Source organism: Streptomyces sp. NPDC091387 (genome assembly GCF_044756945.1).
Taxonomy (GTDB): domain Bacteria; phylum Actinomycetota; class Actinomycetes; order Streptomycetales; family Streptomycetaceae; genus Streptomyces.
Genome location: NZ_JBIVTZ010000017.1, coordinates 97,145 through 109,265 on the forward strand (window position 1 = coordinate 97,145; position 12,121 = coordinate 109,265).

Genomic DNA, 12,121 nt, shown 5'->3' on the forward strand with positions numbered 1-12,121 from the left:
TCCCGCTCATCTCCTGCCTGTTCCGTATGCCCACGCACCGGATGAAGGGTTTGACAGCCATGCCAGAAACCAGCCGCAGAGGACTGCTCCTCGGTACCGCAGCAGTCTCCGCGGGCGCCTTCCTGACCGCCTGCACCAGCAACAGCCCGAAGGAGAAGGACACCGCGGCGCAGAGCAACGCGCCCGCCGCCGACGACAAGCCGGGCAAGCCGATCACCATCGGCTTCGCGGGTCCGCAGGCCGACCACGGCTGGCTCAACGCCATCAACGAGAACGCCAGGTCGCGGGCGAAGAAGTACTCCGAGGTGACCCTGGAGACCACCGAGGGCTCCAACGACACCGCCGCGCAGATCGGCCAGGTCAAGACCCTCATCAACAAGAAGGTCGACGTCCTCATCATCCTCCCGGCCGACGGCAAGGCGCTCACCCAGGTCGGACTGGAGGCCATGCGAGCGGGCATTCCCGTCGTCAACCTGGACCGCATCTTCGCCTCCCCGCAGGCCTACCGCTGCTATGTGGGCGGGGACAGTTACGGCATGGGTCTCAACGCCGGTACGTACATCGGTGAGCAGCTCAAGGGCAAGTCGAACGCCAAGGTCGTCGAGCTGGCCGGTATCGACAGCCTGGAGCTCACCAAGCAGCGCAGCCAGGGCTTCGCGGACGCGCTGAAGAACTACTCCAACATCAAACTGGTGGCCCGTCAGGCCGCGGACTTCACCGTCGAGTCCGGCCAGGCGAAGATGTCCCAGCTCCTGCAGGCGCAGAAGAAGTTCGACGCCCTGTGGAACCACGACGACGACCAGGGCGTGGGCGCGCTGCGCGCGATCCAGCAGGCCGGCCGGGACGAGTTCCTGATGGTCGGCGGCGCCGGGGCCAAGTCCGCGATGGACGCCATCAAGGCCGACAACAGCGTGCTGAAGGCCACTGTTCTCTACCCGCCGACCATGGCGGCGTCGGCCGTCGACCTGGCCCGCGCGCTCGGCCAGGGCAAGGGTGTCGCCGGCCTCTCCGAGATGGAGATCCCGACCAACCTCACGCTGTACTCGGCGGTGGTCACCAAGGACAACGTCGATCAGTACCTGCCGACGGGCTTCAACTGACCGGCCCCGCAGGAGGGTGCTGACCCTCCTGCCGCACCCACCGAACCACCGATGAGGAGGAAGTCCGGATGGCCCGTAGGGAAGAGACGGAGCAGGAGGCGGCGGCGCCGCCGACGTACCGGCCGATGCGGAGCGCACCCACGCTCGGGGTCGGCATGGTCGGATACGCGTTCATGGGCGCCGCCCACTCGCAGGGATGGCGCACCGCCGGCCATGTCTTCGAGCTGCCGATGAGACCGGCTCTCGCCGCGATCTGCGGACGCGACCGCAGGGCGGTCGAGGCCGCCGCCGACCGGCACGGCTGGGCGGCCGCGGAGACCGACTGGCGGGCCCTGATCGCCCGGGACGACGTGCAGCTCGTCGACATCTGCACCCCCGGCGACAGTCATGCGGAGATCGCCATCGCCGCACTGGAGGCGGGCAAGCACGTGCTGTGCGAGAAGCCGCTCGCCAACACGGTCGCGGAGGCGGAGGCCATGACCGAGGCGGCGGAGCGCGCCGCCGCCCGCGGTCAGGTGGCGGTGGTCGGCTTCAACTACCGCAAGGTGCCCGCCATCACCTACGCCCGGAAGCTGATCGCCGAGGGGCGGCTCGGCACCCTGCGGCACGTCCGTGCCACCTACCTCCAGGACTGGCTGGTCGACCCCGGGTCGCCGCTCACCTGGCGGCTGGAGCGGGAACACGCGGGCTCGGGCGCGCTCGGCGACCTCGGGGCGCACATCGTGGACCTCGCCCAGTTCCTGGCGGGGGAGCTGCTGGTCGGGGTGTCGGCGGTGACCGAGACCTTCGTACGCGAACGGCCCCTGCAGGCGGGGCCGTCGGCGGGTCTGGCCGCGGTGGCGGACGCCGGTGCGCGGGGGGCGGTGACGGTCGACGACGCGGCGCTCTTCACCGGCCGGCTCGCCTCCGGCGCACTGGCCTCCTTCGAGGCGACCCGGATGGCAGCCGGGCGGAAGAACGCGCTGCGGCTGGAGATCAACGGGGAACTGGGCTCGCTCGCCTTCGACCTGGAACGGCTCAACGAGCTCTCCTTCCACGATCACACCGAGCCCGCCACCACGGCCGGCTTCCGGCGCATCCTGGTCACCGAGCCCGAGCATCCCTACCTGGAGGCCTGGTGGCCGCCGGGCCACGCGCTCGGTTACGAGCACACGTTTATCCACCAGGCCCGTGACGTGGTCCGCACGATCGCCGAACGGACCGAACCCACCCCGTCGTTCGCGGACGGGCTCCAGGTCCAGCGGGTGCTGGCGGCGGTGGAGGAGAGCGCCGCGAAGAACTCCGTGCACATCCCCGTCCACACCACCGCACAGCTCTAGGAGGTCCTGCGCATGCCCCGTCCCTTCACCCTCTTCACCGGTCAGTGGGCCGACCTGCCACTGGAGGACGTCTGCCGGTACGCCCGTGACTTCGGCTACGACGGGCTGGAACTCGCCTGCTGGGGAGACCACTTCGAGGTCGACAAGGCATTGGCCGACCCGGGGTACCTGGACGGGCGCCACCAACTGCTCGACAAGTACGGCCTGAAGTGCTGGGCGATCTCCAACCACCTGGTCGGGCAGGCCGTCTGCGACAATCCGATCGACGAGCGCCACCAGGGCATCCTGCCCGCCCGGATCTGGGGCGACGGGGAGCCCGAGGGGGTGCGCCGCCGGGCCGCGGAGGAGATCAAGGACACCGCGCGGGCGGCCGCCGCCTTCGGTGTGGACACGGTCATCGGCTTCACCGGCTCGTCGATCTGGCACCTGGTGGCGATGTTCCCGCCGGTTCCGCCGCACATGATCGAGCGGGGGTACGAGGACTTCGCCGAGCGCTGGAACCCGATCCTCGACGTGTTCGACGCCGAGGGGGTGCGGTTCGCCCACGAGGTGCATCCGAGCGAGATCGCGTACGACTACTGGACCACGCACCGCGCGCTGGAGGCCGTCGGCCACCGGCCCGCGTTCGGGCTGAACTTCGACCCGAGCCACTTCGTCTGGCAGGACCTGGACCCGGTCGGCTTCCTGTACGACTTCAGGGACCGGATCTACCACGTGGACTGCAAGGAGGCCCGCAAGCGCCTCGACGGCCGCAACGGCCGGCTCGGCTCCCACCTGCCGTGGGGCGACCCGCGGCGCGGCTGGGACTTCGTCTCCGCGGGGCACGGCGATGTGCCGTGGGAGGACGTGTTCCGGATGCTGCGGTCCATCGACTACGACGGGCCGGTCTCCGTGGAGTGGGAGGACGCGGGCATGGACCGCCTGACGGGCGCGCCCGAGGCGCTGGCGTCGCTGAAGCGGTTCGATTTCGACCCGCCGAGCGCGTCGTTCGACGCGGCGTTCGGCGGCAAGGACTGACCGTTTCCGGGGCGGGGAGCGGGGGCGGGGCGCACCTCGGGTGCTCCGCCCCCGGACCCCCGGGTTCGGGAAGGGGCGGGTAGGGGAAGTCATCCGCCCCCGCCCGGCGGCAGAGCGCGAACGCCGCCGGGCCGGCACCCCCTGCCCAGACCCCCCTTTGTCCTGACCAAGGAAAAAGTTCAACAACAACGCTGCACAAGGGCTTTCCGTCCCGGACGAACAGGTCTACCGTCCAGAACGTGTACACGACATAACCCCCGTCACCGGAGCCGCACAGGCCCCGACTGACCTGCGCGGCAGTCCCCGCGCGGAACGGCACGGCAGCACCCGCACCCGCCCGTACAACCGGCACTTCCGGAGGACACTCGTGCACAGAACCCGAAGCAGGACCAGAGCCAGGCTCCGCGTCCGTAAATCCCTCGCCCTGCTCACCGGCACCCTGCTCGCCGCCGCCACCCTCACCTTGGGGGCGATGCCCGGAACGGCCGCCGCCCACGAGGAACCCGCACCCGCCCCGGCCTCCGAGGACTTCCAGCAGGTCACCCTCGCCAAGGGCGCCGCCGAGACCGGCGAGCCCATGACCCTCGCCGTGCTCCCCGACCTCAGCGTGCTGCACACCTCGCGCAGCGGCGAGCTGCGGCTCACCGACAGCTCGGGCAACACCAGCGTCGCCGGCACCATCCCCGTCTACTCGCACGACGAGGAAGGTCTCCAGGGCGTCGGCGTCGACCCGGACTTCACCGAGAACCGGGCGATCTACCTCTACTACGCACCCCCGCTGGACACCCCCGACGGCGACGCCCCCGAGACCGGCACCGCCGCCGACTTCGCCAAGTTCGACGGCGTCAACCGGCTCTCCCGCTTCGTCCTCAAGGAGGACGGCACGCTCGACATGGGCAGCGAGAAGAAGGTCCTCGACGTCAAGACGTCCCGCGGCATGTGCTGCCACGTCGGCGGCGACATCGACTTCGACGCGGACGGCAACCTGTACCTGTCGACCGGCGACGACTCCAACCCCTTCGCCTCCGACGGCTTCACCCCCATCGACGGGCGCCCCGACCGCAACCCGGCGTTCGACGCCCGCCGCTCGGCCGGCAACAGCAACGACCTGCGCGGCAAGATCCTCCGCATCAAGGTCGCCGACGACGGCTCGTACACCGTCCCGGACGGCAACCTGTTCGCCCCGGGCACGGACAAGACCCGCCCCGAGATCTACGCGATGGGCTTCCGCAACCCGTTCCGCTTCAGCGTCGACAAGGCCACCGGCGTCCTCTACGTCGGGGATTACGGGCCGGACGCCGGCGCGGCCGACCCCAAGCGCGGACCTGCCGGACAGGTCGAGTTCGCCCGGGTCACCAAGCCCGGGAACTTCGGCTGGCCGTTCTGCACGGGCGACAACGACCCGTTCATCGACTACGACTTCGCCACCAAGACCTCCGGCGCCGCGTTCGACTGCGCGGCCCCGAAGAACACCTCGCCGCACAACACCGGCATCGTCGACCTGCCCCCGGCGCAGGCCGCCTGGATCCCGTACGACGGCGGTTCCGTCCCCGAGTTCGGCACCGGATCCGAGTCCCCGATGGGCGGACCGGTCTACCACTACGACGCCGACCTCGACTCGCCCGTGAAGTTCCCCGAGGCCTACGACGGCGACTTCTTCGCCGGTGAGTTCGGCCGCCAGTGGATCAAGCGCATCGAGCAGGACGCCGACGGCAACGTCCAGTCGATCAACGACATCCCGTGGTCCGGTACCCAGATCATGGACATGGCCTTCGGACCCGACGGGGCGCTGTACGTCCTGGACTACGGCCTCTCCTGGTTCGGCGGCGACGAGAACTCCGCGCTCTACCGCATCGAGAACGCCACAGGGGGGCGCTCCCCGATCGCGGTGGCAGCGGCCAACAAGACCTCGGGCACCGCGCCCCTGAAGGTGAAGTTCTCCTCGGCCGGCACCGCGGACGCTGACGGCGACGCCCTCACCTACGCCTGGGACTTCGGCGACGGCGGAACCTCCACGGACGCCAACCCCACCCACACGTACAAGAAGAACGGCACCTACACCGCGACCGTCACCGCGAAGGACCCCACCGGACGCACCGGCAAGGCGAGCGTCCATGTGACCGTCGGCAACACGGCACCGACCGTGAGCCTCGAACTCCCGGGTGACGGCCAGCTGTTCACCTTCGGGGACGAGATCCCGTTCAAGGTGAACGTGACCGATCCCGAGGACGGCACGATCGACTGCTCCAAGATCGAAGTCCGCTTCGTCCTCGGCCACGACAGCCACGGCCACCCGATCACCTCGGCGCACGGCTGCACCGGCACCATCAAGACCGACATGGACGGCGGGCACGACCCCAACGCCAACATCTTCGGAGTCATCGACGCCTCGTACACCGACGGCGGGGGCGGTGGCCAGGCCGCGCTGACCGGCCACGACCAGTCGCAGCTCCAGCCGCGCCACCGCCAGGCCGAGCACTTCAACGACTCGTCCGGCATCAAGATCTACGACAAGGCGAACGCCGAGGGCGGCAAGACCGTCGGCGACATCGACAACGACGACTGGATCTCCTTCAAGCCGTACATCCTCGGCGACTCCACCAAGCTGACCGCCCGGATAGCCTCCGGCGGCGCGGGCGGCTTCCTCGAAGTCCGCTCGGGCTCGGCCGACGGAAAGATCCTCGGCTCCGCACCGGTCCCGGTGACCGGCGGCTGGGAGGTCTTCCAGGACATCGACGTCCCCCTGCGCGGCGTTCCGAAGAAGGCCACCGAGCTCTTCCTGGTCTTCAAGGGAGGCGACGGCGCGCTCTACGACCTCGATGACTTCGAACTCTCCAACACCCCGCCGGACAAGACCGCCAAGCGCGTCCTGGTCTTCTCCAAGACCGCCGGCTTCCGCCACGACGCGATCCCCGAGGGCATCGCCGCACTGAAGGAACTCGGCAAGGACACGAACATCACGGTCGACGCCACGGAGGAGGCAGCCCAGTTCACCACCTCCAACCTGGCCCGCTACGACGCCGTCGTCTTCATGTCGACGACCGGTGACGTCCTCAACGCCGACCAGCAGAAGGCGTTCGAGAACTTCGTGACCACCGGCGGCGGATACGTCGGCGTGCACGCCGCCGCCGACACCGAGTACGAATGGCCGTTCTACGGCGGACTCGTCGGCGCGTACTTCGACAGCCACCCCGCCATCCAGCCCGTCACCGTCCGCGTCGAGGACCACAAGAACCCGGCCACCGCCCACCTGGGCGACGCCTGGGACCGCACCGACGAGCTGTACAACTACCGCACCAACCCGCGCGACAAGGTCAAGGTCCTCGCCACCCTCGACGAGACGACCTACACCGGCGGCAACATGAAGGGCGACCACCCGATCACCTGGTGCCAGACCTACCAGGGCGGCCGCTCCTTCTACACCGGCCTCGGCCACACCAAGGAGTCCTACGCCGAACCGGACTTCCGCAAGGTCCTCTCGGGCGGGCTGCGGTACGCGGCCGGGCAGGTGAAGGCCGACTGCAAGCCGGACACCGGCTACCGGTCGATCTTCAACGGCAAGACGCTCGAAGGCTGGAAGCAGGCGGGCCCCGGCAAGTTCAACGTCGTCGACGGCGAGCTGCGCTCCGAAGGCGGCATGGGCCTGCTCACCTACCAGGCCAAGGAGCTCACGTCGTACTCCCTGAAGCTCGACTGGAAGCTGGCGGGCGACGACAACTCCGGCGTCTTCGTCGGCTTCCCGGAGTCCGACGACCCGTGGTCCGCGGTGAACAACGGCTATGAGGTCCAGATCGACGCCACCGACGCCCCCGACCGCACCACCGGCTCCGTCTACACCTTCAAGTCGGCCAACATCAAGGCCCGCGACCAGGTCCTCAGGCCGCCCGGCCAGTGGAACAGCTACGAGATCAAGGTCAAGGGTGAACGGCTCCAGATCTTCCTCAACGGAGTGAAGATCAACGACTTCACCAACACCGACCCGGCCCGCAGCCTCAAGGACGGCTACATCGGCCTCCAGAACCACGGGGCCGACGACCAGGTGTCCTTCCGCAACATCCAGCTGAAGGAACTGCCCTCCACCTAGGGCCACCGCCCGGACGGCGGGCGGGGCCGCACGCCCCGCCCGCCGTCCGAGCCCGTCCCTCCGCACGCACAGCGCCACCAGCTCTACCCAGCCAGGACCCCCAGCCAGGGAGGCAGCCCGTGTCAGCACACGCCGTTCGTACCGGAGTCTGGTTCATCGGAGCACGCGGCTCCGTCGCCACCACCGCCACGGCGGGGTGCGCAGCGGTCGCGGCGGGCCTCCACCCGGCCGCCGGCATGGTCACCGAGACCGCGCCGTTCGCCGAGAGCGGTCTGCCACCCGTGGCCTCGCTCGTCTTCGGCGGACACGACACCCTGGACTGCCCACTCCCCAAACGGGCCGAGGTACTCGCCGCCGGGGGAGTGCTGCCGCACGGCCTCCCCTCCGCGGTGCGGTCCGAACTCGCCGCGGCCGACGAGGAGATCCGCCCCGGCGGCCCGCTCCCCGGCGACACCCGCACGGACGAGGAACTCGTCACCGCGTTCGCCGCCGACCTCACGGACTTCACCCGGCGCAACGGCCTGGCCAGGAGCGTCGTCGTCAACGTCGCCTCCACAGAGCCGGCGCCCGCCCCCGGTGCGGAGCGGCTGCCCGCCAGCTCCCTCTACGCGGCGGCCGCGCTCCGGGCCGGCTGTCCGTACGTCAACTTCACCCCCTCCACCGGGCTGCGCACCCCGGCCCTCCAGGCCGCCGTCGCGGCCTGCGCCCTTCCTCACGCGGGCCGCGACGGCAAGACCGGCCAGACGCTGCTGCGCTCCGTACTCGCCCCGATGTTCGTCCAGCGGGCCCTGCCGGTCCGGGCCTGGTCCGGCACCAATCTGCTGGGCGGCGGGGACGGGGCGGCACTGGCCGACCCGGCCGCGGCCGCCGCGAAGAACGCGGGCAAGGAACGCGTCCTGGCCGACACGCTCGGAGCCGCCCCCGAGGGCGAGGTCCACATCGACGACGTGCCGGCACTCGGCGACTGGAAGACGGCCTGGGACCACATCGCGTTCGACGGCTTCCTCGGCGCGCGCATGGTGCTCCAGACGACCTGGCAGGGCTGCGACTCGGCACTCGCCGCACCCCTGGTGCTGGACCTGGCACGGCTGCTGGCCCGTGCCCACGAAGTGGGTCTGACCGGTCCGCGTCCCGAACTCGGCTTCTACTTCAAGGACCCGGACGGCGGACCTGCCGCACTGTCCGCGCAGTACCTGTCGCTGCTCGACTTCGCCGAGCGGCTGCGGGGGGACAAGTGACGGTGCGCGCCTGGGCGGAGCTGCTCAGGGTCTCCGCGCTCTTCACCGTGCCGGGCGACGCCCTCGCCGGCGCGGCGGCCGTCGGCCGCCGCCCCAACCGCTCGACCGCCCTCGCCGTCGGCGCCTCGCTCTGCCTGTACGAGGCGGGCATGGCCCTCAACGACTGGGCCGACCGCGACGAGGACGCCGTGGACCGCCCGCACCGCCCGATCCCCTCGGGCCGGATCACGCCCCGCGCGGCGCTCACCGCGGCCGGTGCGCTGACCGCGGCGGGCCTGGCCCTCGCCGCCCGAGCGGGCCGCCCGGCACTGACGGTGGCCACCGGCCTCGCGGCGACGGTCTGGGCGTACGACCTCCGCCTGAAGCACACGCCGGCGGGCCCGGCGGCGATGGCTGCGGCCCGCGGGCTGGACCTGCTCCTGGGCGCGACAGCCACTGCGACGGCACCCACGACCGCTTCCGCGACGGCCCTCGCGACCCCGGCCCGTTCCGCCGTACCGGCCGCGCTCCCCGCCGCCGCACTGCTCACGGCGCACACCTACGCGGTCACCGCCGTCTCGCGCCACGAGGCACAGGGCGGCTCCACCACCGCACCCCTCGCCGCCCTCACGGCGGTCGCCGCGCTCGGCGGTGCGGCGATGCGGGAACGGCCGGGGGAGGGGAAGCGCGCGACCGCACCCGCCCGGCTCCTCCTCACCGCGCTCACCGGCACCTACCTCCGCACCGCCGGCCGGCCGCTCGTCCACGCCGCGCTCAACCCGTCGCCGCCGCTCACCCAGCGCGCCGTCGGCAGCGGGATCCGGGCGATGATCCCGCTCCAGGCCGCCCTCGCCGCCCGTGCCGGCGCCTCCGGCACGGCGCTCGCCGTCATGGGTCTCGTCCCGCTCGCCCGCAGTCTCGCCCGGAAGGTGAGCCCCACATGACGATCCGCCTCGGCTACGGCACCAACGGGCTCACCGACCTCCGCCTCGGCGACGCCCTCGGTCTCCTCGCGGACCTCGGCTACGACGGGGTCGGGCTGACCCTCGACCACATGCACCTCGACCCGATGGGCCCGGACCTCCTCGCCCGCACCCGCCAGGTCGCCGCCAGGCTCCAGGAGCTGGGGCTCGGCGTCACCGTGGAGACCGGGGCCCGCTACGTCCTGGACCCGCGCAGCAAGCACGGCCCCTCGCTGCTCGACCCGGACCCCGAGGCCAGGGCCGCCCGGACCGGGCTGCTCGTCCGGGCCGTCGACGTCGCCGCCGAACTCGGCGCCCACGCCGTGCACTGCTTCAGCGGGGTGATGCCGCTGGGCACCGATGCCGGGACCGGCTGGAAGCGGCTGACCGGCGCCCTCGCCCCGGTCATCGACGCGGCCGAACGAGCGGGGGTGCCGCTGGCCATCGAGCCCGAACCCGGACACCTCCTCAGCCACCTCTCCGACTTCCACCACCTGCGCGCACTGTGCGGCGACCCGGAACCGCTCGGACTCACCCTCGACATCGGGCACTGCCAGTGCCTGGAGACCGCCTCGCCCGTCGACTGCGTGACCGAAGCCGCCCCGTGGCTGCGACACGTCCAGATCGAGGACATGCGCCGCGGCATCCACGAACACCTTCCCTTCGGCGAGGGCGAGATCGACTTCCCGCCCGTGCTCGCCGCACTCGACGCCCTCGGAGACACCGGATACGACGGGCTCACCGTCGTCGAGCTGCCCCGCCACTCCCACGCCGGACCGGAAGTCGCCAGGAACTCCATCGAGTTCCTCCGCGCGCACGGACCGTCGAGCCGTTAGACCGCCGCGCCACCCGACCGCCGAAGGGAGCAACGCCATGCCGATGACCTCGCCGGATGCCCCGCTGCTGACCCGCAAGGAGCTCGACGCACAGCTCGGCGGCGCCGCACGCGCCTGGCTCGACGAAGCCCTCGCCGAGGCCGCCCACGCCGCCGCCCACCCGGACACCGAACCCTCCGGCAACGCCTACGCGGTGCCCCCGTGGGAACTGCGGTACGCCGCGGCCGGCCGCCACTGCGGACTCGGACACGCCGACTCCGTACGCGCCCTGCTGCTCACCGAGGCCCGCGCCGGGCTGGCCGCCGTGACCCGGCTCTACGAGCAGGGCACCGCCGCCGAACGGCGCGCCGTCCTGCTCGCACTGCCCGCCCTGGACCTCGGCACCGGCGCCGTGCCCCTCGTCGAGGACGCCCTGCGCGCCAACGACACCACACTGATCGCCGCCGCCGTCGGCCCGTACGCCGGTGAGCGTCTCGATCCGCACAACTGGCGCCACGCCGTCCTCAAATGCCTCTTCACCGGTGTCCCCGTAGACGCCGTCGACCAACTGGCCCGGCGGTCCCGCGGCGATGCGGAACTCGCCCGGATGCTGGGCGACTACGCGGCCGAGCGCATCGCGGCAAGCCGCCCCGTCCCCGCCGACCTGCACCGCGTACTCGCCCTCACGGCCCCCGGCCCGAGCGCCCCCGGTCCTGCCGCCCCCACGGTCTCAACGGCCCCATCGGAGGAGTCCTGATGCGCATCTTCGACCCCCACATCCACATGACGTCCCGCACCACGGACGACTATCAGGCGATGTACGACGCCGGGGTCCGGGCGCTGGTCGAACCCTCCTTCTGGCTCGGCCAGCCCAGAACCTCGCCCGCCAGCTTCTTCGACTACTTCGACGCGCTGCTCGGCTGGGAGCCGTTCCGCGCCGCCCAGTACGGCATCGCCCACCACTGCACGCTCGCCCTCAACCCCAAAGAGGCGAACGACCCGCGCTGCACCCCCGTCCTGGACGCCCTGCCGCGCTATCTCGTCAAGGACTCCGTCGTCGCCGTCGGCGAGATCGGCTACGACTCCATGACCCCGGCCGAGGACACCGCGCTGTCCGCCCAGCTCCAGCTCGCCGCCGACCACGGACTTCCCGCCCTCGTCCACACCCCGCACCGCGACAAGCTCGCCGGCCTGCGCCGCACCATCGACGTCGTCCGCGAGTCCCACCTCGCCCCGGAACGGGTCGTGCTCGACCACCTCAACGAGACGACGGTGAAGGAGGCCCTCGACAGCGGCTGCTGGGCCGGCTTCTCCATCTACCCCGACACCAAGATGGACGAGGACCGCATGGTCGCCGTCCTCAAGCTCCACGGCACCGAGAAGATCCTGGTCAACTCCGCCGCCGACTGGGGCAAGAGCGACCCGCTGAAGACCCGCGGCGTCGCCGACGCCATGCTGGCCGCCGGCTTCACCGAGGACGACGTCGACCAGGTGCTGTGGCGCAACCCCGTCGCCTTCTACGGCCAGAGCGGCCGCCTCCACCTGGACACCGTCGAACCGGAACCGCTCCACGAGGGCAACTCCATCCTCCGCGGCGGGGAGTGAGG

The 12,121-nt window shown here is 71.3% G+C and carries 9 protein-coding genes; all 9 read left to right on the forward strand.

Features of this window, described 5'->3' with window-relative positions; translation table 11 throughout:
• Window positions 1-59: 59 nt before the first annotated feature.
• The 9 genes from ACIQM0_RS30945 to ACIQM0_RS30985 all read left to right on the forward strand — a co-directional run bounded on the left by ACIQM0_RS30945 (window position 60) and on the right by ACIQM0_RS30985 (window position 12,119).
• A complete protein-coding gene (locus tag ACIQM0_RS30945; protein WP_401292922.1) occupies window positions 60-1,100 on the forward strand; it encodes a substrate-binding domain-containing protein in 1,041 nt (346 codons plus the stop codon).
• A gap of 68 nt (window positions 1,101-1,168) precedes the next feature.
• On the forward strand, window positions 1,169-2,419 hold the full coding sequence (locus ACIQM0_RS30950) for a Gfo/Idh/MocA family protein (RefSeq protein ID WP_401292925.1): 1,251 nt from the start codon (window positions 1,169-1,171) through the stop codon (window positions 2,417-2,419).
• 12 nt (window positions 2,420-2,431) lie between these two features.
• Window positions 2,432-3,436, forward strand: coding sequence for a sugar phosphate isomerase/epimerase family protein (locus tag ACIQM0_RS30955; RefSeq protein WP_363024911.1), 1,005 nt, complete (start codon window positions 2,432-2,434; stop codon window positions 3,434-3,436).
• 367 nt (window positions 3,437-3,803) lie between these two features.
• Window positions 3,804-7,520, forward strand: a complete 3,717-nt coding sequence (locus ACIQM0_RS30960) for a ThuA domain-containing protein (protein ID WP_401292929.1) — start codon at window positions 3,804-3,806, stop codon at window positions 7,518-7,520.
• A 119-nt stretch (window positions 7,521-7,639) separates the two neighbouring features.
• A complete protein-coding gene (locus tag ACIQM0_RS30965) occupies window positions 7,640-8,758 on the forward strand; it encodes an inositol-3-phosphate synthase (RefSeq protein WP_401292932.1) in 1,119 nt (372 codons plus the stop codon).
• Window positions 8,755-9,681 carry an SCO3242 family prenyltransferase gene (locus ACIQM0_RS30970; protein WP_401292935.1) on the forward strand — a complete coding sequence of 309 codons (927 nt, stop codon included), beginning with the start codon at window positions 8,755-8,757 and terminating at the stop codon, window positions 9,679-9,681. The genes ACIQM0_RS30965 and ACIQM0_RS30970 overlap by 4 nt, the downstream gene beginning before the upstream one ends.
• Window positions 9,678-10,535, forward strand: a complete 858-nt coding sequence (locus tag ACIQM0_RS30975; RefSeq protein WP_401292938.1) for a sugar phosphate isomerase/epimerase family protein — start codon at window positions 9,678-9,680, stop codon at window positions 10,533-10,535. Before ACIQM0_RS30970 ends, ACIQM0_RS30975 begins: the two co-directional genes overlap by 4 nt.
• A gap of 37 nt (window positions 10,536-10,572) precedes the next feature.
• On the forward strand, window positions 10,573-11,271 hold the full coding sequence (locus ACIQM0_RS30980; protein WP_401292941.1) for an EboA domain-containing protein: 699 nt from the start codon (window positions 10,573-10,575) through the stop codon (window positions 11,269-11,271).
• Window positions 11,271-12,119, forward strand: a complete 849-nt coding sequence (locus ACIQM0_RS30985; protein WP_401292944.1) for a TatD family hydrolase — start codon at window positions 11,271-11,273, stop codon at window positions 12,117-12,119. Before ACIQM0_RS30980 ends, ACIQM0_RS30985 begins: the two co-directional genes overlap by 1 nt.
• Window positions 12,120-12,121 lie beyond the last annotated feature (2 nt).